This window comes from Streptomyces sp. TOM-9 (genome assembly GCF_056858595.1).
The window spans coordinates 1,189,941-1,210,701 of record NZ_JBXEQB010000001.1; the positions used below are offsets into that span (position 1 = coordinate 1,189,941).

General features: G+C 70.6%; 16 protein-coding genes and 1 pseudogene. 10 read left to right on the forward strand and 7 right to left on the reverse strand.

Features of this window, described 5'->3' with window-relative positions; translation table 11 throughout:
* Nucleotides 1-108 precede the first annotated feature (108 nt).
* Both AC1VWI_RS05635 and AC1VWI_RS05640 read left to right on the forward strand, forming a co-directional pair.
* Nucleotides 109-1,476 (forward strand): carotenoid oxygenase family protein, encoded by a 1,368-nt coding sequence (locus tag AC1VWI_RS05635; protein ID WP_499509810.1) that lies wholly within the window; start codon nucleotides 109-111, stop codon nucleotides 1,474-1,476.
* Between the two features lie 114 nt (nucleotides 1,477-1,590).
* Complete coding sequence (locus AC1VWI_RS05640; RefSeq protein WP_499509811.1) at nucleotides 1,591-1,770, forward strand: hypothetical protein; 180 nt, start codon at nucleotides 1,591-1,593, stop codon at nucleotides 1,768-1,770.
* Nucleotides 1,771-1,800: 30 nt separating this feature from the next.
* Here AC1VWI_RS05640 and AC1VWI_RS05645 read toward each other — a convergent pair whose 3' ends face one another.
* Together AC1VWI_RS05645 and AC1VWI_RS05650 are read right to left on the reverse strand one after the other, a co-directional pair.
* The gene (locus tag AC1VWI_RS05645) at nucleotides 1,801-2,712 is read right to left on the reverse strand and encodes an NAD-dependent protein deacetylase (RefSeq protein WP_499509812.1); all 912 of its coding nucleotides are present in this window, start codon (nucleotides 2,710-2,712) and stop codon (nucleotides 1,801-1,803) included.
* Between the two features lie 354 nt (nucleotides 2,713-3,066).
* Nucleotides 3,067-4,158 (reverse strand): zinc-binding dehydrogenase, encoded by a 1,092-nt coding sequence (locus AC1VWI_RS05650; protein WP_499509813.1) that lies wholly within the window; start codon nucleotides 4,156-4,158, stop codon nucleotides 3,067-3,069.
* Between the two features lie 758 nt (nucleotides 4,159-4,916).
* Between AC1VWI_RS05650 and wrbA the strand changes: the two genes are divergently transcribed.
* On the forward strand, nucleotides 4,917-5,537 hold the full coding sequence (gene wrbA, locus AC1VWI_RS05655) for an NAD(P)H:quinone oxidoreductase (RefSeq protein ID WP_499509814.1): 621 nt from the start codon (nucleotides 4,917-4,919) through the stop codon (nucleotides 5,535-5,537).
* 95 nt (nucleotides 5,538-5,632) lie between these two features.
* A complete protein-coding gene (locus tag AC1VWI_RS05660) occupies nucleotides 5,633-6,382 on the forward strand; it encodes an SDR family NAD(P)-dependent oxidoreductase (RefSeq protein ID WP_499509815.1) in 750 nt (249 codons plus the stop codon).
* Nucleotides 6,383-6,625: 243 nt separating this feature from the next.
* Here the strand turns inward: AC1VWI_RS05660 and AC1VWI_RS05665 are convergent, their stop codons facing one another.
* A complete protein-coding gene (locus tag AC1VWI_RS05665; RefSeq protein WP_499509816.1) occupies nucleotides 6,626-10,450 on the reverse strand; it encodes a S8 family serine peptidase in 3,825 nt (1,274 codons plus the stop codon).
* A 432-nt stretch (nucleotides 10,451-10,882) separates the two neighbouring features.
* Between AC1VWI_RS05665 and AC1VWI_RS05670 the strand changes: the two genes are divergently transcribed.
* Complete coding sequence (locus AC1VWI_RS05670; RefSeq protein ID WP_499509817.1) at nucleotides 10,883-11,431, forward strand: GNAT family N-acetyltransferase; 549 nt, start codon at nucleotides 10,883-10,885, stop codon at nucleotides 11,429-11,431.
* A 115-nt stretch (nucleotides 11,432-11,546) separates the two neighbouring features.
* Here AC1VWI_RS05670 and AC1VWI_RS05675 read toward each other — a convergent pair whose 3' ends face one another.
* The gene (locus AC1VWI_RS05675; RefSeq protein ID WP_499509818.1) at nucleotides 11,547-12,206 is read right to left on the reverse strand and encodes a hemerythrin domain-containing protein; all 660 of its coding nucleotides are present in this window, start codon (nucleotides 12,204-12,206) and stop codon (nucleotides 11,547-11,549) included.
* A gap of 638 nt (nucleotides 12,207-12,844) precedes the next feature.
* Entirely contained in the window at nucleotides 12,845-13,615 is a 771-nt protein-coding gene (locus tag AC1VWI_RS05680) for an IclR family transcriptional regulator (protein WP_499509819.1), read from the reverse strand.
* 498 nt (nucleotides 13,616-14,113) lie between these two features.
* Between AC1VWI_RS05680 and AC1VWI_RS05685 the strand changes: the two genes are divergently transcribed.
* The 5 genes and pseudogenes from AC1VWI_RS05685 (at nucleotide 14,114) to AC1VWI_RS05705 (ending at nucleotide 18,967) form a co-directional block, all read left to right on the forward strand.
* Nucleotides 14,114-15,562, forward strand: coding sequence for an aldehyde dehydrogenase family protein (locus AC1VWI_RS05685; protein ID WP_499509820.1), 1,449 nt, complete (start codon nucleotides 14,114-14,116; stop codon nucleotides 15,560-15,562).
* Nucleotides 15,563-15,705: 143 nt separating this feature from the next.
* Complete coding sequence (locus tag AC1VWI_RS05690) at nucleotides 15,706-16,968, forward strand: MFS transporter (protein ID WP_499509821.1); 1,263 nt, start codon at nucleotides 15,706-15,708, stop codon at nucleotides 16,966-16,968.
* 153 nt (nucleotides 16,969-17,121) lie between these two features.
* Nucleotides 17,122-17,887 (forward strand): annotated as a pseudogene (locus AC1VWI_RS05695) (SDR family NAD(P)-dependent oxidoreductase).
* A 157-nt stretch (nucleotides 17,888-18,044) separates the two neighbouring features.
* Nucleotides 18,045-18,425 carry an SMI1/KNR4 family protein gene (locus tag AC1VWI_RS05700; RefSeq protein ID WP_499509822.1) on the forward strand — a complete coding sequence of 127 codons (381 nt, stop codon included), beginning with the start codon at nucleotides 18,045-18,047 and terminating at the stop codon, nucleotides 18,423-18,425.
* A 131-nt stretch (nucleotides 18,426-18,556) separates the two neighbouring features.
* The gene (locus AC1VWI_RS05705) at nucleotides 18,557-18,967 is read left to right on the forward strand and encodes a cupin domain-containing protein (protein ID WP_499509823.1); all 411 of its coding nucleotides are present in this window, start codon (nucleotides 18,557-18,559) and stop codon (nucleotides 18,965-18,967) included.
* A gap of 85 nt (nucleotides 18,968-19,052) precedes the next feature.
* Here the strand turns inward: AC1VWI_RS05705 and AC1VWI_RS05710 are convergent, their stop codons facing one another.
* Nucleotides 19,053-19,559 carry an MEKHLA domain-containing protein gene (locus AC1VWI_RS05710; RefSeq protein WP_499509824.1) on the reverse strand — a complete coding sequence of 169 codons (507 nt, stop codon included), beginning with the start codon at nucleotides 19,557-19,559 and terminating at the stop codon, nucleotides 19,053-19,055.
* Nucleotides 19,552-20,550, reverse strand: coding sequence for a ketol-acid reductoisomerase (gene ilvC / locus AC1VWI_RS05715; protein WP_499509825.1), 999 nt, complete (start codon nucleotides 20,548-20,550; stop codon nucleotides 19,552-19,554). Before ilvC ends, AC1VWI_RS05710 begins: the two co-directional genes overlap by 8 nt.
* Between the last annotated feature and the right edge of the window lie 211 nt (nucleotides 20,551-20,761).

Here is a 20,761-nt window from a genome sequence, read left to right on the forward strand (position 1 = left end):
GAAGCCTCACGCAGAGGGGTTCTCCGGGTTCGGACGTTCTGAATCTCAATATGCCGGACCGGAACGTCCCGGCCGTACCGTTGGTGTGTACGGTCGAAGGGAACCATCATGACCAGCGAGAACTTCACCCATCGGTATCTCGGCGCGGGCAATTACGCCCCTCTCACCGAGGAGGTGAGCGCGTCCGACCTGCCCGTCACCGGCGAGTTGCCGCGCGAGTTGAACGGGCGCTACCTGCGGATCGGACCGAACCCGCGGGGCGAGGTCGACCCGGCCACCCACCACTGGTTCAACGGCGCCGGGATGGTCCACGGGATCCGGCTCCGCGACGGCAAGGCCGAGTGGTACCGCAGCCGCTTCGTCGAGAGCGAGCAGGGCGCGCCCAACACCAATGTGCTCAGCCACGCCGGGCGCATCCTCACCCTCATCGAGGCCGGCAGGCCGCCGGTGGAGATCAGTCCCGATCTCGCCCGCATGGCGGTCTGGGACTGCGAGGGCGCACTCGACCGCGGCTTCACCGCGCATCCGAAGGTGGACCCGGCGACCGGCGACCTGCACGCCATCACCTACAACCTGCGGTTCAGCTCCCTGCGGTACGTGGTCCTCGGAGCCGACGGCAAGGCAAGGCACAGCAGTGACATCGAGGTCGACGACGGCCCGATGGTGCACGACATGGCGCTGACCGAAACACGCGTCGTCGTGCTCGACCTCCCGGTCACGCTGGCCGCCGCCAAGCGTCTCGCGCAGGACGGCGGGCCCATGACCAAACTTCCCCTCACCTGGGACGAACGTCACGCGGCGCGGATCGGGATCCTGCCGATCGGCGGGACGGCCGAGCAGGTGCAGTGGATCGAGGCGCCGCGCTGCTTCGTGTTCCACGTCCTCAACGCCTTCGACAACGCCGACGGCTCGCTGACGATGGATGTCGTGCGGTACGACCGCATGTTCGTGCACGACGTCTGGGGGCCCGGCGAATCGACCCCGACCCTGGTGCGCTGGACGGTGAACCCGGCCCTGGGCACGGTCAGGGAGGAGGTGATCAGCCAGTTCCGCGTGGAGTTCCCGCGGATCGACCCCGCACTGACCGGCCGGGCGCACCGCTACGGATGGTTCGCCGGCTTCAGCGCACACGGTCTGATGATCACGGACGACGTGGAACGCGACCCCACCGACGGCTTCGGCACCGGACCGCTGATCAAGGTCGACACCCACACCGGAGTCACCGGCGTCCACGACTACGGTCCCGGACGCGTCACGATGGAGCCGGCGTTCGTACCGCGGCCGGACGCCACGGGCGAGGACGACGGCTGGATCCTCTCGGTCGTCCATGACGCGAACGTCAACCGCGGCGAACTGGTGGTCCTCGACGCAGCCGACCTCACCGCCGCTCCGATCGCCAGGGTGCACCTGCCCAGCCGCGTCCCCTTCGGCTTCCACGGCAACTGGATCGACGACAAGAACATCACCACCGGCTGACCGCCTGGCGGCGATTCCGGGTCGGTGCCAGGGCAGGGGAAGAGGAAGCGGCGGCAAGCAGCCGCGAGGCAGCGGGTCGCCGCTCGTACCGCGCCGAGCGAGGGCCGGTGGGAAGTGATCTTCGAGACGCGGGACCAGGCGGAGTTGCGCGCGCACCTGCGTCGTCTGCGGGAGGCACGGGTCGACGAGGCGACGCTCCGGATCGACACGTTCTGCGGCCGGCTCGTGCAGCCGACCACGTATCGGCTGAGCCGGTTCGTGGCGGTACGGCCGGACGGGGGCGGTCGCCCGTGACGGGATCACCGGCAGGTTGTTGACGGGGCGTCAGCAACCCGCCGGAGCCGCCGCCTCACCGTCGACGGGGATGTCCAGCCGGCCGGCCACGGAGGTGAGGGCCGTTCCCAGCGGGAGCTCGACGCGGGCGAGGGCGTACTGGTCGCCGCGGGTCGGGTCCCGGTTGACGATGAGCACCGGCTTCCCGGCCTGGGCCGCCTGCCGGACGAACCGCAGCCCGGACATCACCGTCAGCGACGATCCCAGCACCAGCAGCGCGGACGCCCCACGGACCAGCTCGCGGCACCGCTCGACCCGTCCCGGGGGAACGGCCTCGCCGAAGAACACCACGTCCGGCTTGAGGACGCCGCCGCAGACCGTACAGGGCACCACGCGGAAGTCCCCGACCTGGTCGTCGGTGAGGTCGGCGTCACCGTCCGGATTGATCCCCGCGGCCACCGGCTCGAAGCCCGCGTTGGCCTCCTCCAGCCGCCGGGCGAGTTCGCCGCGCGGGCTGACCGCGCCGCAGGACAGGCAGACCACCCGGGCGAGGCTCCCGTGGAGCTCCACCACGTCGTCGCTGCCGGCGGCCTGGTGCAGGCCGTCGACGTTCTGGGTGATCGCACCCGAGAGCAGGCCGTGCCGCCCGAACGCGGCCACCACCCGGTGCCCGGCGTTGGGCCGGGCGCGGCCGAAGGTCCGCCAGCCCAGGTGGCTGCGCGCCCAGTACCGGCGCCGGGCCCGGGCGCTGCCGGTGAAGTCCTGGTACGTCATCGGGGTGTGCCGGCTCAGGCTCCCGCCCTCGCCCCGGTAGTCGGGGATGCCCGACTCCGTGGAGATGCCCGCCCCGCTGAGCACCAGCACCCCGCCGGCCCTCAGCGCATCGGCGACCGGCTCCAGATCCGTGGTGCCCGGCGGTAGGTCCTCGGGAGGCGTCCAGCTCAGGGTGGGGCGCATGCGCATGCCGCAAGGGTACGCAACGGCGTTCCTTGGGCCGCTCCCGCCCATGGGCGCGGTGACGTACCGTGCCGGTACGGCGACCCGGTGTCCGTCGCCTGCGGGGCGCGGCCGTGCGCGGGCGGCTTGAGGAGGTCCGCGACGCCGCCTGCGTCATCGGACACGGGGACTGGGACGGCCGCGATGTGAGGTTCCACGACGGGCGGCCGCACACGGACGAGCGCTGAGTCACCAACGAGGAAGAGCCGAGCCGGGATCTGACGTGACGACGGCCGCTGCCACCCGCTGTCCCTGATCGTCCTGCCGGAACAGCGGGCGGGCTGTGCTCACTTCAGGGCACCGCAATGGCGAACCGGGTCGCTACGGGACGATCACGGCCTTGAGCGGCTCGCCGCGGCCGACGGCGTCCAACGCGTCCTGCGCCTGCTCCAGGGAGAAGCGGTGCGTGACCATCTCGGCGAGCGGGAACCGCTGATGGCACATCCGGGTGATCCGGATCGTGTCGTACATGTGCCGCGGGGTCGTGTAGGCCGAGCCGATGACGCGGATGTTGCGGTTGTTGAGGTGGCGCGGCTCGACCGGCGACGTGCCCCGGGCGGACCACAGGCCGAGGATGACGTACGTCCCGTCGGTGGCGACGAGCGGGAGGCCCTCGGTGAAGGCCGGGACCCTGCCGGCGGCCTCGATGATGACGTCGGCGCCCCGCCCGTCCGTGATCTCCATGACGGCGGCGGCCCGCTCGTGCTCGTCCGTCTTCGTCACGTCGATCGTGGTCGTGGCACCGAGCCTCCCGGCCATCGCGAGCCGCTTGGCCGGTGCCCCGAGGACCGTGACGCTCCCCGCGCCGGCGAGGTGCGCCAGGAGCGTGGCGGCGAGGCCGACCGGCCCCGAGCCCTGCACGATGACGTTCTGCCCGTACCGGATGCCGCCCAGCCGGTCCAGGGCGTGCAGCACCGTGGGCATGGCACAGCCGAACGCGATGAGGGCCTCGGCCGGGACGTCCGGCGGGATCTTGAAGAACGCCGTGCGGTCGGGCAGCCAGGCGTACTGCGTGTAGGTGCCCACCGGCGGCTTGTCCGCGGGGTTGTGCAACTGGAACATGACCAGGTTGGGGCACATGGACACGTCTTCGAGGACGGTGCAGTAGTAGCAGCGGTAACACGGCTGCGCCGGCTGCCAGTAGACGAGGTCTCCCACCGCGACCGGCTCGCCGGCGCTGTCGGTGGTGATGTCGGAGCCGAGCTCCTCGATCCGGCCGATGGCCTCGTGGCCCAGGACCATCGGGTGGGGAAGTTCGATGTCACCGGACTGGAGGTGGTGGTCCGTGCCGCAGACGCCGGACATCTCGACGGACACGATCACGTCGCGGCTGGATGCGGACGGGGTGGGATGCTCCCAGATCTCCAGGGGCGAGCCCGGCTTCACCAGTACGGCGCGCTTGACGTTGCGCATGGTCTGCGTCTCCTTCTGCTGTTCCGGTGGGACGGCGCCGCCGACGGGCCGCAGCCGGGCCCGGGATCGGAGGGATGGACCGAGCGCCGAGATTTCCCGACGACGGCGCGTAGGGCCGCCGCCGGCCGAGGCGGTGTGCCGCTGCCGGAGTACGTCGCCCACCACGTGCCATAGTTGCGTGCGCCAGCAATGAAACACCCGCGACCGTGGCGTGCACATCGGATAAACGACCTACTCCCCCAGCCGTAGTCGTGAAGGACGAAGCCGGTCCCGGGGTCGCAGTCGCCCGCACCCTGAACGGATGGCGGCATCCGGGGGGGCAACGACGCCCCCGACCAGGCCTTTGACCATGCGTGACGGCCGGGACCGCGGCGCGGTGAGCGGCTTCGGCACCGCGCCTCGCACACGCCCTCGACGATCGCTTCACCCTTGCCGTCGACCGCCCCCATCAGGTGCGGCACCGCACGGACGCCCCATCGGCGGCGCCCGAGGCGGCGGGCGGGGCAGCCCGCCCAGCCACCGCGACGGCCGCCTACAGCCCGGGGAGTAGGTCGCATTTCGCATAGGAAGTTGCCCGGGCTTCCTGTTTCATTGCTTGCGCACGCAGTTCGCGGGGAGGTGGCAGCCTCCCGGGCCATGCGGCGGCCGTTGCCACGCCCGAGAGGGACACCGGGCAGGACCGCGGCGGCCCGGCTCCCCCTCCCCCACGCGCCGAGACCCCTCGGGCTCAGGCGTTCCGCACCGAAATGGACCTCACCATGCCCCACACACCCAACGTCGCCGTCATCTACTACTCCTCCACCGGCACCATCCACCAGCTGGCGGAGACCGTCGCCGTCGGTGCGACCGAGGCCGGAGCGGACGTGCGGCTCCTGCGCGTCGCCGAGATCGCGCCCAAGGAAGTGATCGCGGGCGTCCAGCCGTGGGCCGAGCACGCCGCGTCGACCGAGCACATACCGGTGGCCACGACGGACGACCTCGAATGGGCCGACGCCGTCGTCTTCGGTACCCCCACCCGCTTCGGCAACGTCGCCAGCCAGCTCAAGCAGTTCCTGGACACCCTCGGCGGCATGTGGGCCCGCGGCCTGCTGGCGGACAAGGTCTACAGCGGCTTCACCTCCACCTCCCAGCTGCACGGCGGGCAGGAGTCCACCCTGCTGGCGCTCTACAACTCGATCTACCACTTCGGCGGGTTCATCGTGCCCCCCGGCTTCACCGACCCCGTGAAGTTCGCCGACGGCAACCCCTACGGCACCTCGCACGTCACCGGCGCCGACGGAGAGCTCCCCGTCGACAGCACGGCCCGCGCCTCCGCCCACTTCCAGGGCCGGCGGATCGCCGACGTCACCCGGATCATGAAGGCCGGCCGCGCGGCGTGACGACTCCTCCGGGCGTGCAGCCCGGAGGGACAGAGCTCCCGGGCACCCCTCAACGATGCCCGGGACCCGATCAGTTCACAGCAAAGGAACCCGACATGACAGTCCCCCAGACACACACCGGCCGCGTGGCCGTCGTCACCGGCGCCGGACGCGGCATCGGCCAGGCCATCGCGGTCGACCTCGGCGCGCGCGGCGCGACCGTCGTCGCGGTCGACCTCAACAACCCGGAGGAGACCGTCGCCCTGCTCACCGACGCTGGCCGCCCGGTGCTCGGCCTCACGGCCGACGTGTCCAGCCCGGAGCAGACCGCCGCCGTGGGCGAGGAGGTCGCCGACCGTTTCGGGCGCACCGACATCCTGGTCAACAACGCCGGGGTCTTCCCCTTCCGGACCTTCGAGGAGCTGGACTACGACACCTGGCGGCGCGTTCTCGCGGTCAACCTGGACTCGCAGTTCCTCATGGCCAAGGCGGTGCTGCAGACCATGAAGGAGGGCGGCTGGGGCCGCATCGTCAACCTGACCTCCAACTCGATCGTCACCAGCGTCCCCGGCCTCTCGCACTACATGGCGAGCAAGATGGGCAACATCGGCTTCAGCCGCGGCCTGGCCAACGACCTCGCCCCCTTCGGCATCACCGTCAACGCGGTGGGCCCGACCCTGACCATCACCCCGGGCTCCCGGGAGGTCCACCCGCAGGAGGCGCTGGAGGCCGCCGCGCAGGCCCAGGCCATCAAGCGCAACGGTGTGCCGGAGGACCTGACCGGCACCGTCGCCTTCCTCACCAGCGACGACGCCGCCTTCGTGACCGGCCAGACGATCATGGCCGACGGCGGCTACGCCCGCTGACGCGGGCGCGGCGAACCCGTAGCGCCGCCGAAGGCGCCACCCCGACCGCACCGGGTGGTGCTTTCGGCGCACCGAACGGCGAAGTGACCGACCGACTGGTTCGAGGAGCCGGCATCCCGCTTGGACTGAGCCGCCCCACCGCCGACGCCCGACGGCGAACGGCGGGTGCCGGGGGTCGTACCCCCGGCACCCGCCGTGATGGCTCGGCCGGCGCCTCCGCGGGGTCGCCGCGGAGGCGCTTGCTCACTTACCGAGCAGGTAGGCCCGCTCCACGGTCTGCTGCACCGTGTTGCCCGCCTTGTCGGAGGCCGTGACCCGCAGGGTCACGTACGCACCCTTGCGCTGGTCGCCCGGGCGCTCGATCGTCGCGGTGAACCGGTTGTGGCCGCGGTCCTCGACGCGGACCCGCCCGTTCCAGTTCTTGCCCTCGTCGAAGGACGCCTCGACCTTGAGCTTGACCCCGGTGGGGGCGGCGAGCCCGTCCTGGTTACGGACGGTCAGGGCCAGTTCGTGCCGCTTACCGCCGTCGACGGTGTTCCGCACGTCGGCCGGGACGCCGTAGTCGACCTGGAGGAGGGGCAGCAGGGTCTCCTTGGCCGCGGTGTCGGAGCGGAAGCCCCAGGACGTGAAGGTCCTCGTACCGGTCCGCCAGTACTCGGTGTCGCGCCCGGTCGTCAGCTCCAGTCGGTAGCCGGCCCGGCCCGCGGGGACCGCGAAGTTCCCCCAGGCGCCCGCGGACTCGCCCACCTTCTTGCCGTCGCGGTAGAGGACGGCCGTCACGCTGTCCCCCTGGGGGTAGGTCGGGTCGTCCAGCGTCCCGGGCGCGCTGCCGACCCTCCCGATGCCGCCGCCGGCGGCGGGGTCCTGCTTGCGGGCCCAGTGGCCCGCCGCGTCGGTGTACTCCGGGATCGCCACGCTGAACAGGTCACCGGAGCGGACGGCCGGACGGCTCCAGCCGCGCGGGATCGACGGCCGCACCACGGCCTCGTACCACTCCTCCGAGGCCTTCTCACCGGTCTTGAAGGTGCGGGGGGTGTCCCGCAGACCCGACTGCAGCGCACCGCTGTAGAACAGGTCGGGGCCGGCCATGAAGTCGACGTAGTGCATGAACTGCGTGTCCCCGGAGGTGACGTACTCCGTGCGGGTCTTGCCCGTCGGCGCCCAGCGCGAGGTCTCCCAGGCGACCTGCGCGTAGGAGCGCCAGCTGAACCGCTGCTCGCTCGTCCAGTGCAGTGCGCCGTTGTCCGCGTAGGAGGCCTTCACCTGCGCGGTGTTGCGGTCCGTGACGGTGTACGTCACGTCCTGCGGGATCTGCTGCTGCCAGTGCGCCGCGATGTCGTACAGGTACGGGCTCTCGACCGTCCCGGAGACGTCGACGACGGCCGTGTGCTTCTTCATGTACTGCAGCAGCTTGGCGCCGTCGTCCCCGGTCATCCGGATGACGGGCACGGCGGAGCGCGTGTCCATCGGCTTCCAGTTGGTATAGGCGAGGAAGCCCTGGGGCAGGACGATCACGACGCCCTTCGCACCCGCCTTCGCGGCGGTCTCCGCCAGGTCGTACCCGTCCATCGCGTAGTCGTCGCGGATCACCGCGAGCTTGCCCCGCACGGTGGCGGGCCGCAGGTCCGGCTTGTCCCTCGTCCCGGCGTCCACCGCGACGATCCGCTCACCGTCGGGGTCGAACGGCGTGGACTGCTTGGCGTAGAACGACTCCAGGTCGAAGTCCGCGCCGCGGACCTCGGTGATGAGGTCGGGAGCCGTCATCTCCCAGCGGGAGTTGAACTCGAACTCGCCCTCGGTGACCTTGGACGTGGGGTTCACCCACAGGTCGACGTCCCCGCCGCCGTCCTCGTAGTAGATGCCCATGGTCTGCTCGACGCCGTCGATCTTCCGGTACATCTGGTACGTCAGGTTGTTGCGGCGCTCGGCGGGCTTGGGCGTGCGCACCTGCACCGGCTTGGCCTTGCGCGCGTCCAGGGTGACGGTGGTGTCCTTGGTGACCTTGACCTCGGGATCGATGACCTGGAACACCCGGACGCCGTCGCCGCCGTCCTCCACCAGCGTCCCGCCGATCAGGTAGGTGCCCTCCTCGACCTGGGCGACCCCCGAGTCGGTGAACTGGACCTCCGTGTCCCCTCCGAAGACGTCCAGCAGGGCCCACGCCGTGGGCTCCCCCTCCAGTCCGAGGGAGTCGATGGTCAGCTTGTGCATCGGAGCGCGCACCCACAGGCTGAGCGTGGTGTGCACCGGGACGCCGCCGGTGGACGTGGCGGTGACGTAGCCGTAGTAGGTGCCGCGGCCCGCCTTCGCCGGGTCGACGCCGACCGGCACCTCGACGGTCGCGCCGGGGGCGATGCGGACGGTGTCCGAACCCAGCGTCAGCGCCTGCGCGGGGAGTTCCTTGCCGCCCTTGGCCGTCAGCGCCGCACGCAGGCTCAGCGACACCTCGTCGCCGGAGTTGTTGGTGTAGCGGAGCACTCCGGCCCGCTGCACGGGCGATGCGTCCCGGTCGAACGGGCCCAGGATCATCGTGCCGGTGGCGGTGACGGGGGACGTGAACGCCGCCTTGACGTCGACGCGACCGCCGCCCTGCTCGGTCGGCACCTGGCCGGACACCGTGTGGGAGGTGCTGATCAGCGCGTCCTTGAGCTGCTCACCCGTCCAGTCGGGGTGCTGCCCGGCGATCAGGGCCGCCGCACCCGCCACGTGGGGCGTGGCCATGGACGTACCGCTTGCCGCGATGTACTGATCGTCGACCGGGTCGCCCATGGTCGTACCGGCGGCGCGGGCGGCGACGATCCCGACGCCCGGAGCGGTGATGTCCGGCTTGGCCGCCTTGTCGCCGAAGCGCGGGCCGCGGCTGGAGAAGGAGGCCAGCGAGTCGTCGCGGTCGACGGCGCCGACGGTGAGGGCGGCGTCGGCCGCACCGGGCGAGCCCACCGTCATCTCACCGAGCTCGCCGGTGTTGCCCGCGGCGACGACGAAGAGCGCGCCGCTGCTGCGGGAGATCTCGTTCACCGCCTGGCTCATGGGGTCGGTGCCGTCGGTCTGCATGTCCGCGCCGAGGCTCATGTTGACGACCCTGGCGCCCTGCGCCGCGGCCCACTCCATGCCCGCGATGACCTGGGACTCGCTGCCGGAGCCGTCGTCCCCGAGCACCTTGCCGATCAGCAGGTCGGCGCCGGGCGCGACGCCCTTGCGCAGGCCCGCGGATGCGGCGCCGCTACCGGCGGCGGTGGCGGCGACATGCGTACCGTGGCCGAAGTGGTCCTGGGTCGAACCGCTGTCGCTGAAGTCCTTCGCCTCGCTGACGCGGCCCGCGAGGTCCGGATGCGTCTGGTCGGCACCGGTGTCGAGGACCGCGACCTTGACGCCCTCGCCGTGGAAGCCGGCCGCCCATGCGGCGGGCGCGTTGATCTGCGCGGTGCTGCGGTCCAGCGTGGGGCGCACCTTGTGGTCCAGCCAGACCTTCGGGGTCGCGGCCGCAGCGCTCGCCAGGGACGCACCCGCCGCGGGCGCGAGTTGCTTCCAGAACGCGGCGAGGTCCTCGTCGGCCACGCGCAGCGCCTGGGCGTCGATGCTCGGCAGTCGCCGCGGCTCCGCCGAGTCGTCCTGGAACTTCGCGAGGGCGTCCGCCCGCTTGGCGGCGGCACGCGCCGAGCCCTTGGGCGCGGACACGATCAGGGGCAGGGCGTCGGTGTGCGCCTCGTCGTACCCCTGGGCCACCAGGCCCGCGACGTCGAACAGCCCCTCGTCCAGCTGCCCCGTGCGGACCAGCACGGCCGCGTCGGAGGGCAGCACCGTCAGGGCGCCGCCCTTCTCGGTCATCTGGAAGAAGACGTTCTCGCGGCCCGGCGCGCGCTGCACCGACGCCGTCTTCTTGCCGTTCGGCGCGTCGCTGACGGTGACCCGGTCGCCGGTGATCAGGCGGACGGTGGTCGCGCGGTCGTGGGTCGCCGGCGTACCTGCACCGGTCTCCGACGGGGACTGGGCTGCAACGGGCGTGATCGCACCCGTCGCCACCGTCGCCGACATCGCTATCACCGCCCAGAGGCGGATGCGTCTCATTGGTGTCTACAGCCTTTCTGTCATCCCGGCATCCGGGCAGGGCGCCTGAGAGTGGGCGTCATGACGCGTCGTGGTGAACCCGGCCGTGTTCGACGGCGCTACAGGTTCGGGCCGGGGATCGCCGCCGCCGGGCACTCCCGTGCCGGGAGCAAACCCCCTGTACAACTGCGGTTCACCGGACCTTCGGAATCATGCGTCGCACCCACCGGGCCTGTCACCGATCCCGCCTGGCACAACTGGGCCATGTCCCAACGGCGACACGGAGCTTTCTCCGACATGTCCCGGAAACGGCGGAGGTACCCCTGGGGGGCGCCGCTCGGGTCCGCGAGTCCTGGGCCGTCCGACCCGACAACGTACCCGGGGATCCAGGGAGCGCGTCGGAAAAGGATCACTCTCGTGACCTTCTGTTCGGAAGAGGCCTAGCATTGCCGCATGCCCCAGATGCCGTCACGAGTCGAACTGCGCCCGCTCACCCTCGGCGACCAGGATGAGTTCTGCTCGCTCGTGAGGGCCAGCGCCGATCTCTACGGGCCGTGGATGCAACTCCCCGCGAGCGCGGAGGCGTTCCAGGACTGGATGCACCGCTTCGACGACGGCGCCAACCTGGGCTTCCTGATCCGCGTTCCGGACACCGGTGCGGCCGCCGGCACGGTCAACATCAACTCGATCATCCGGGGCCGCTACCAGGGCGCGTCCCTCGGTTACGCGGCTTTCGCCCCGTCTGCGGGGCGGGGTTACATGACCGAAGGGGTCGCCGCAGCCATGCAGCACGCCTTCGAAGACCTGCGCCTCCACCGGCTGGAGGCGAACATCCAGCCGGCGAACAAGGCGTCTTTGGCCCTGGTCCAGCGCCTGGGCTTTCGCTACGAGGGTCTCTCCCCCGACTACCTCTACATCAACGGGGCCTGGCGCGATCACGAACGGTGGTCCATCACCGCACCATCCCCGTGGACGCCCGATCCTTCCCTTCCCGAGGTCTAGGCGCCATCGGCATCGGACCGGGACCGTCCACGAACACGCCGACGGCGGCCCCGCCGCCGGGGCCCGGAGCGGGCACTCGAAGCGAAGCCGCCATGGGCCGCCCGGGCAAAGGGGGTCAGTCGCCGATGCGGGGCGGGGTGCCGGTGCCGTACACGCGCTCGGCGTGGGCGGCGTACGCGCGCTCGGCGGCGTCCGTCAACGCCGAGCGGTGCGCCTCGGGCAGCTCCGCGAGGAGCGCCTCGACGACCTCGGGGTCCGCCTCGTACATCGCCATCCCGAGGGACAACGGCAGGACCTCCTGCGGTGTCCGGGCCATCCCGTGCTCACCGAGTTGCCTCCACTCGGCCGCGGTGACGTACTGCTCGGCGAGCGGGAGCACCTCCTTCTCCTCCAGCGCCAGGTGCTCCAGGAGTGCGGGCAGCAGTCGGTCGAGTGCGGCCGCGAGGCGCCCACCGTGCTCGGCCGTGGCCCGCCACCGGGGCAGCAGCCCGGTCACCTCTTCGTAGGTCTCCTCGATGGCGGCGTGCTGCTCCTCCATCGTGGGCACGATCGCCGTCGCCCGGTCACCCGCGCGTTCGACCAGGCGCGGCCAGAGCAGCAGATCTTCGCCCTCGTGGTGCAGGTGCAGCAGGAAACACACCTGCTCGGCGTGGGCACCGACCGTTTCGGCGCGCTCCACGTCCCCCGGCGCCACGTCGCGCACCAGACGGGGAAGGAGGCGGAACTCCCGGCGCAGCATCGTGTGCGCCATGTACATGTCTCGGACATCCGCCATGGGCTCGTTCGCCTGCGTCACTTGAAACCTCACTCGCTGTGGCAACCACTTCGGGGGCCACTCTCGGCGGGCCGTCGCCCTGGTACGAGCAACGGCCCGGGATCAACCGGATCGTTCACCGGGAGCCGTGGAAAGCCGCGTCCCGCACTTCTGAATGCCCTTCAGGCCGCTGGACGTTCAGACACGGCGGTGTCGGCCACCGCCGCCCGAATCAATGCTGTCGTCCGACGCCATGCGTCCGCGGTGGCGTCCCATGCCATGGCCGCTTTTGAGGTCGCCTCCACCGACGGCGCCCTGCGGGCCGTCGACATTCCGGAAGCGAGACGGCGAGAGCCGTTTCGGCAGCGCGACTCGCGCGACCCTGTACGTCATGTGCATTGCGTGGTGCTCCGGTTCACGTCTGCCTTTGGCCGGCGACATCACGGATCTCCGGTGCCGACCGGCCGGTAAGGGTAGTTTAACGATAAACAACGCTTCTGGTGGCCATATGACTGGCCCTGAGAGTCCTAGGAACGCCAGGGCCCGTACTGACTTCCAGTGATCGCACAGGCGTCATTGGGCCACCGGTGCGCCACTTCCGTTGCGGATTTCGCCGCGCCGACAGGGTCGGGCTTCCCCGTCAGGAATTCCCGTGAATTTCAGGAAACCGGCGGGCGATCGCCGCCTCCGAGTTCGGTTCCGAGGCGCGTCGCCTCCCTCACCAGGATGGGGCCGATCCAGTGGGCCGTGCTTTCGGGCAGCCGGGTGCTCGGTCCCGCGACAGCCAGGGCCCCCCGGATACGGCCGGAGCGGTCGACCACGGCTGCCCCGATGGCGGTGATGTCCGCTTCCACGTTCCCGATGTTGAGGCCGTACCCCTGTCGGCGGGTGTCGTCCAGGGCGCTCGCGACCTCGGCGGACTCCGCCTCGGAGCCGAGCAGGCGGCGCAGGTCCTCGGGGGGCATCCGGGCCAGAATCGCACGGCCCGGGGAGGAGAGTACGGCTGGATGGTCAAGGCCCAGGCGCAGGCCCGTACGCAGCGACCGGGTGGACTCGTGCCCGGCCAGGAAGCGCGTGCGGGTGCCGCGGAGCGCGGCGACCTGAACGGTCTCGCCCAGTTCCGCCGCCAGCGCCGCCAGGTACGGCTCGGCCCGGGTCACCAGTTCCTCTTCCGCCCTGTGCTGTGCCGCGGCGAGATCGAACAGGGCCGGCCCCGCGAGGTAGGCACGGTGACCCGAACCCGCAGCCCTGACCACATGGCCACTCGATTCCAGGATGCCGAGCAGGCGGTGCGCGGTCGACGCGGGGATTCCCACGGCGGCCGAGATGTGGCCGAGCCTGGCCTCCCCGCGGTCGGCCACCACGGCGAGGATCCGCAAAGCCCGGCTGACGCTGGAGTCGGGCGAGCCCTCATGTGCATTTTCCCGCATTCCGGAAGACTAACGCTCTCGCCAAACCGTATCCGGGGGCACCCAAGGCCCCCGTCTCCGTTTCTTCCGCTCTCCGGAAAAAACTTACGGGCCGGCCCGGGGCCACGGTTGCCATTTGCGAGTCGCCCGTGGAAATGTCTGAGGCGCAGGAGCACTCGCAGTCGACTGGTGACCGAGAGTGGATCATGCAAAGGGCGCGGCCGTTCGTTGCGGGCGACCGGTCCGGAATTCCGGGTGAATGCCTGTGGCCGAGCCCACACTTTCACCCGGACAGTCAGGTGACAGCCCCTCGTCCTCCTCAACGCCCCGCGTCGGTACGCACGGGAGCACGCGCCCGACGGCGCTGGGGAACGGGGTGGCTGACGAGCCGCGACAAGGAGCGCCGGATCCGGCGCTTCCCCAGGGCGAGCGACAACCGGCACGGCAATCCGCTTGCCATGCGCTCTCCCCTCCATGGCACCGCCAGGGTGCCGTCAGTCAACGGATACAGGTGTTCAGATGAGTACTGGTCAGACGGCCCAGCATTGGATCAACGGCAAGTGGGTGGACTCGGTGGCGCACCGGGAGACCCTCAACCCTGCGACGGGTGAGGTGATCGGCCGTTACGCGGATGCCGGCCGTGCCGAGGCGGAGCAGGCCGTCCAGGCCGCCAAGGCGGCCTTCCACGAGACCGACTGGGCGAGCGACATGGAGTTCCGCACGCGGGTGCTCCTGGAGATCGCGGAGTCCTTCCGGCGTCATGAGGCGGAACTGGCCGAGCTGACCACGCTGGAGAACGGCAAGACGATCGGCGAGGCCTCCTTCGAGGTGAGTTTCGCCAAGGGCAACTTCATCACCGCCGCCGCACTGGCGCAGACCACCTACGGCCGGGTGATGGAGGTCGAGCCCGGCAAGCACACGATGCTGGTCCGTGAGCCGGTCGGGGTCGCGGCCGTCATCACCCCGTGGAACTCGCCGACCGCACTGCTGGCCCGCGACCTGGCGCCCGCGCTGGCCGCCGGCTGCACCGCCGTGGTCAAGCTGCCCGGGCAGACCGCACTGGTCAACGAGGCGATCAGCCGGGTCTTCGCAGATGTGCCGAGCCTGCCGCCGGGCGTGGTCAACATCATCACCGAGAGCGGTGCGGAGGCCGCCAAGCACCTGGTGGACTCCCCCGACGTCCCGGTCGTCATGTTCACCGGCAGCACCCCGACCGGGCGGGCCATCGCCGCGGCGGGCGCGCAGCGGGTCAAGCGCATCGGCCTCGAACTCGGCGGCAAGACCCCGCACATCGTGTTCGACGACGCCGACCTCGACGCCGCACTGCCGGTCATCGAGAAGTCCCTGACCATCTTCACCGGCCAGTTCTGCATCACCGCCAGCCGCCTGATCGTCCAGCGCGGCGTGTACGAGACGTTCAAGCGGCGCCTGGCCGAGCGCCTCGCGAAGGTGAAGGTCGGACCCGGCATCGATCCGTCCAACGACATGGGCGCCCTGATCGACCGGGCCGGCGTCGAGCGGGTGAACCGCATGGTCGAGGACGCCATCGCCGACGGCGCGGTGCCCGTGCTGCGCGGTGGCCCGGTGACCGAGGGCGATCTCGCCAAGGGCGCCTTCTACCGGCCGACGTTGCTCGAGGTGACCGACTCGAAGCTGCCGATCGTGCAGCAGGAGGTGTTCGGCCCGGTCCAGACGATCCAGGTGTTCGACACCGAGGAAGAGGCGATCGCGCTGGCCAACGACAGCGAGTACGGCCTGGGTGCCAGCGTGTGGAGCAGCGACGTGAACCGTCCGCTGCGGGTGGCCCGCAAGGTCGAGGCCGGGATGCTGTGGATCAACGACTGGGGCCAGCTGCCCAACCAGTTCGAGATCGGCGGCTACAAGCAGAGCGGCGTCGGTCACGCCAACGGCCCCGGCGGCATCGACCACTTCCTCGAGTGCAAGACCATCACCCAGAAGTTCGCCTGACCTGGACGGTCGGTGACCGTGCGCGCGGGTGAGCCCGGCGCTCGGCGCGCCTCCACCCGGTACGGCCCGGAACACCCGGGCCGTACCGGGCCCGCGGGCGAGTTGGCGGCGCCTTCCCATCGAACGAAGCGAGAGAAACCTTGATGACCACCGCCGATACCAGTCGGGGCCCCATCCGTTCGGCGGCCGCCCGGCACCCCGCCGCGCGTCGACGCCCGCAGACCTCCTTCGCCACCGGATTCCACATGGTGGCCGCGGGATACGCGTCATTGATGGCCTTCGGTGCCGCACCGACACCGCTCTGGCCGCTGTACCAGCAACGCGATCACTTCGGCGCGACCGCCGTGACGGTGGCCTTCGCGGCCATGGTCGTCGGAGCGGCCTTCAGTTTCGGTGTGCTCGGCCATCTGTCCGACCGGGTGGGGCGCCGCATGGTGGTCGTACCGGCCCTGCTGGTCGGCGTGGCAGCCGCGGCAACCTTGGCCGTGTGGCCGACGCTCCCGGGGCTGATCGCCGGACGGGTGCTCACCGGAGTGGCCGTCGGGCTGATGGCCTCCACCGCCACCGCGTATCTCAGCGACCTGTACCACCGGGCCCATCCGGGACGTGCCGCATCGCAGGTACCGGCAGTGGTCGCGAACGTGGCCAATCTCGGCGGCCTCGCGATGGGACCGCTGATAGCCGGTGTCCTGTCCGAATGGGCCCCCGTACCCCTGCGCACGTCCTACGTCGCCCTGGGCGTGGTCATGCTCCTGCTCGCCGCAGCGCTGCTCGCCGGCCCCGAGACCGTCGACACCACCACCGCGGGCGGCCACCGGGCGGTCCGTTTCGCCCTGCGTACCGGCGGAGCCCCGGCTTTCGGCCTGGCGGCGGCGGTCGGGTTCTTCGCCTTCGCGGTGATGGGGTTCTTCTCCTCCCTCGGGTCGACCATCGTCCGCACCGAGCTTCACGTCACCTCGACCTTCGTGGTGGGCCTCGTGCCCTTCACCGCACTCGCAGCCTCAGCCCTGGCTCAGCTCGCACTGGGCAAGCTGACGCACCCGGCCCTGCTCGGCACCGGGACCGTTCTGTTCCCGACAGGTCTGGCGCTGACCACGTTGTCCCTCTACCACCCGGTCATGTGGCTCTTGCTCGCTGCGGCCGGCTTCGCCGGTGCGGGCGCCGGCCTGCTCTTCAAGGGAGCGGTTGCCGAGACGATGAGATCGGCCGTTCCCGAGTCGCGGGCAGGAGTGTTCTCGGTCTTCTTCGTGATCGCGTACCTGGGCCTGGGTCTGCCGCCCATCGCCTTCAGCCTGGCGATCCGGCACGTGGCGCTGCAACCGGCCATGATCGGGTTCTCCGCCGTGTTCGCGGCGGGCGCCGTGGGAGCCGTGATCGTCGCCCTCACCGCTCACCGCGAGAAGTGAGTCCATCGTCGTTCCCGCGCCGGCCTGGTACTGCCAGTCCCCGGAAAACCGGGGCACTGGCAGCTCCGGCGGCCGTTACGTCCACTGGTCGTGGGTGGGGATCGTCGGCCACCGGCTTGATCTCCACCGTCGCACACCGATCAAGGAGACACCATGAGCACCGACCAGAAGATCGCCGTCATCACCGGGGCCAACCGCGGGCTGGGACGGGCCGGCGCCCTGCACCTGGCCGCGGCGGGCGTCGACGTCGTGATCACGTACCGGAACAACCAGGCCGAGGCGGAGGACGTCGTGGCCGCCATCAGGGATCTGGGCCGGACCGCGGTCGCGCTGCGCCTGGACACCGCGGCCGTGGGCTCCTTCACCGCCTTCGCCGAGCGACTGGGCGCGGAACTGACATCCCGCTGGGACAGGACGACATTCGACCACCTGGTCAACAACGCCGGCCACGACGTGACCGCGGCCTTCGCGGACACCACCGAGGAGGACTTCGACGGCCTGGTCGACGTCCACCTCAAAGGCGTCTTCTTCCTCACTCAGACTCTGCTGCCGCAACTCGCCGACGGCGGCGCCGTGGTGAACGTCTCCACCGGACTGACACGCATCACTGCCCCCGGGCCACGCGGCCTACGGCGCGATCAAGGGTGCGGTCGAAGTCCTGACCCGCTACCAGGCGAAGGAACTCGGGGAACGCGGTATCCGCGTCAACGCCATCGCGCCCGGGGCCACGGCAACCGACTTCGGCGGTGGCGGCATGATGCGCGACGAGCGGGTGCGAACACGTATCAGCTCGCAGGTCGCCCTCGGCCGCATGGGCAAGCCCGACGACATCGGCGCAGCACTTGCCGCGCTGCTCTCGGACGCGAACCGGTGGGTCACGGCACAGCGCATCGAAATCTCCGGAGGCCAGAGCCTGTGACGCCAGGTCCGCCCCTGGAGGGGGCGTCGTGGCGGAGGTGTCCGGCTGAAGGACCACTGGTCCCAGCAGCTCGGGAGTCGTGCCAGTCCGTCCCGATAGCCTGCCTGCTCACACGCACCGCGGCCGCTCCAGGCAGCCGCGAGGAAGGCGGCAGACGGTGGACACGGCCTCAGCCGAGATCGAGCAGGTGGAGCGGGTGCTCGGGGTTGCGTTGCCCGAGGATTGCCGCGCCTTCCTCGCAGTTCAGGGAGCTGTGTCCCGGTTCTTTCCTCCAGCGGACGACTTCCTGCTGCTCTTCCCGGCCGGTGACCTGATCGGCCTCAATGAGGCAGCGGAGCTCGCCGCGCGTCTTCCCGGCGCGGTGATCATCGGCGGTGACGGCAGTCGTGAACTGCTGGTCTACGACTGCCGGCAGCAGCATCCCTCGCTGTACATGGTGGACGTCTCGGCCGAGGGCTGGTCCGATGCCATCCACCAGGCGTCGTCCATCACGGAGTTCATGGCCCGGTTCGCCGAACGGGGCTGGCTCTGGGAGTAGGCGACACAACCGTCTGCGCATCGCACGTTCCTTCGCGCCCGCGCTCGCCGCGGATCGACGCCGGGTCCCTGTCACAGCCGGGGACGCCGTCTTGTCCTCACTGCGGACAGTCCACGTTGCTGGAGGAACACATGAGCGCAGACCACGCACACCTGCCCCCGGGCGTCGAGGTGATCGCGACCCTGCCGGATGCGCAGCCGCGGATCCCGCAGGGCTCCGAGGCCAGGACCATCCGGGTCACCCTGCAGCCCGGCGACGCCGGCGCCCCGCCGCACCGGCACCCCGGGCCGCTCTTCGGCTACGTCACCCAGGGCGAGATCCTCTTCGAGCTCGAAGGCCAGCCGCCCCGGGTGCTCAAGGCCGGCGACGCCCTGTTCGAGCCCGGCGGCGACGTCATCCACTACCAGGGCGCCAACAACCTCCAGGACGCACAGTCCCAGCTGGTGGTGACCATGTTCGCGCCTCCCGGCACCCCCGTGCTGACCGTGGTCGGCGCGGACGAGCTGGCCGAGCGGCGGCACCTGCGGTACAGCCAGTCCTGACGCCCGGAGGGCGACGTACGCAAGCAGAGCGGGCTGTGCCCATCGGGACGTCCCGATGGGCACAGTTGCCGCCGTCACACGTGGCCTAGTCCGCGGACGGTCCAGGCCCGACCGCCGGACGGAACACGGCGGCCTGACCGTGGTGGGTTCCGTCGGAGTCCTCGAGGTTCCACATGCAGACGTCCTCGATCCGGAATATCCGGCCGTCCTTGTGCTGCCGCAGACCCTGGTACCCGTCGGCGTAGCCGCGTTCGTCCACCGATGCGAGCAGCGCGTCCCGGTCCTGCTGCGCGTCCGGCGCGGCCGACCGGCGCGACGGGAGGCCGATGAACTCCTCCCAGGTGTAGCCGAAGGACCGCTGCGCGGTGCGGTTGGCGTAGACGAACAGCGGGTCGGCCGACACGTCGTGCGCCAGCAGCCCGAAGGGCGCCTCCTCGTAGAGCCACTGGGCCGCCTCGGCGTCCGATGCCCACACCGGCGGGCACAGGTGGACACCCACCAGACGTCGGTAGCTGTCGAGGAGGAGCAGGGCGAAGCGCGGATCCCCGCGCCGGTCGGACGGCGCGGGGATCCGCCGGGAGGGGTCAGTCACCGTTCTCGACCCAGCTCATGAGCTTGCGGAGCTTCTTGCCTGTGGTCTCCAGCAGGTGGTTCTCGTCGGCCTTCTTGTACTCGTTGTACCGGGGCAGGCCGGCGTTGTACTCGGCGATCCAGTTGTTGGCGAACGAGCCGTCCTGGATCTCACCGAGGATCTTCTTCATCTCGGCCTTGGTGGCGTCGGTGATGATGCGCGGACCGGTGACGTAGTCACCCCACTCGGCGGTCTCCGAGATCGACCAGCGCATCTTCTCCAGGCCGCCCTCGTACATCAGGTCCACGATGAGCTTCAGCTCGTGCAGGCACTCGAAGTACGCGATCTCCGGCTGGTAACCGGCCTCGGTCAGCGTCTCGAAACCGGCCTTGACCAGCGCCGCCGTACCACCGCACAGCACCGCCTGCTCACCGAACAGGTCGGTCTCGGTCTCCTCGGTGAACGTCGTCTTGATGACACCCGCGCGGGTGCCGCCGATCGCCTTGGCGTAGGACAGCGCCAGCGCGAAGCCGTTGCCGGTCGCGTCCTGCTCCACGGCCGCGATGCACGGCACGCCGCGCCCCTCCTCGTACTGACGGCGCACCAGGTGACCCGGGCCCTTGGGCGCCACCATGCACACGTCGACACCGGCCGGGGGCTTGATGAAGCCGTAACGGATGTTCAGGCCGTGACCGAAGAACAGCGCGTCGCCGTCCTTCAGGTTGTCCCTGACGGACTCCTCGTACACCCGCGCCTCGATCGGGTCCGGAACCAGGATCATGATGACGTCCGCCTCGGCCGCGGCCTCCGCGGGCGTCACCACGCGCAGGCCCTGCTCCTCGGCCTTCGCCTTGGACTTGGAACCCTCGTGCAGGCCGACCCGCACGTCCACACCCGAGTCGCGCAGCGACAGCGCGTGCGCGTGCCCCTGGCTCCCGTAGCCGATGACCGCGACCCTGCGGCCCTGGATGACGGACAGGTCCGCATCGTCGTCGTAGAACAGCTCAGCCACAGGTGAAGCCTTTCCATGCCGCAAGCCTCCGTGTCGCATCGAGGAGGCCCGCTTGAAGGGTGTTGATGTTCGTCCGCTCGCAGCGCACTCGCAGGTCGAATCTACGGGGAGAGCCTGCGCCTCCAGTGACGGGGCGGCGGCCACGGGATGGCGGCAGGGCGGCGAAGGCGTGTCCGCCGACCGCTCCACGGCGACCCGGCTCCAGACGACC

Excerpts from the sequence above, each read along its gene's own strand:
- AC1VWI_RS05635 (WP_499509810.1), top strand. The coding sequence starts at position 109 with ATGACCAGCGAGAACTTCACCCATCGGTATCTCGGCGCGGGCAATTAC.
- AC1VWI_RS05645 (WP_499509812.1), bottom strand. The coding sequence starts at position 2,712 with ATGCGCATGCGCCCCACCCTGAGCTGGACGCCTCCCGAGGACCTACCG.
- AC1VWI_RS05650 (WP_499509813.1), bottom strand. The coding sequence starts at position 4,158 with ATGCGCAACGTCAAGCGCGCCGTACTGGTGAAGCCGGGCTCGCCCCTG.
- wrbA (WP_499509814.1), top strand. The coding sequence starts at position 4,917 with ATGCCCCACACACCCAACGTCGCCGTCATCTACTACTCCTCCACCGGC.
- AC1VWI_RS05660 (WP_499509815.1), top strand. The coding sequence starts at position 5,633 with ATGACAGTCCCCCAGACACACACCGGCCGCGTGGCCGTCGTCACCGGC.
- AC1VWI_RS05665 (WP_499509816.1), bottom strand. The coding sequence starts at position 10,450 with ATGAGACGCATCCGCCTCTGGGCGGTGATAGCGATGTCGGCGACGGTG.
- AC1VWI_RS05670 (WP_499509817.1), top strand. The coding sequence starts at position 10,883 with ATGCCCCAGATGCCGTCACGAGTCGAACTGCGCCCGCTCACCCTCGGC.
- AC1VWI_RS05675 (WP_499509818.1), bottom strand. The coding sequence starts at position 12,206 with ATGGCGGATGTCCGAGACATGTACATGGCGCACACGATGCTGCGCCGG.
- AC1VWI_RS05680 (WP_499509819.1), bottom strand. The coding sequence starts at position 13,615 with ATGCGGGAAAATGCACATGAGGGCTCGCCCGACTCCAGCGTCAGCCGG.
- AC1VWI_RS05685 (WP_499509820.1), top strand. The coding sequence starts at position 14,114 with ATGAGTACTGGTCAGACGGCCCAGCATTGGATCAACGGCAAGTGGGTG.
- AC1VWI_RS05690 (WP_499509821.1), top strand. The coding sequence starts at position 15,706 with ATGACCACCGCCGATACCAGTCGGGGCCCCATCCGTTCGGCGGCCGCC.
- AC1VWI_RS05705 (WP_499509823.1), top strand. The coding sequence starts at position 18,557 with ATGAGCGCAGACCACGCACACCTGCCCCCGGGCGTCGAGGTGATCGCG.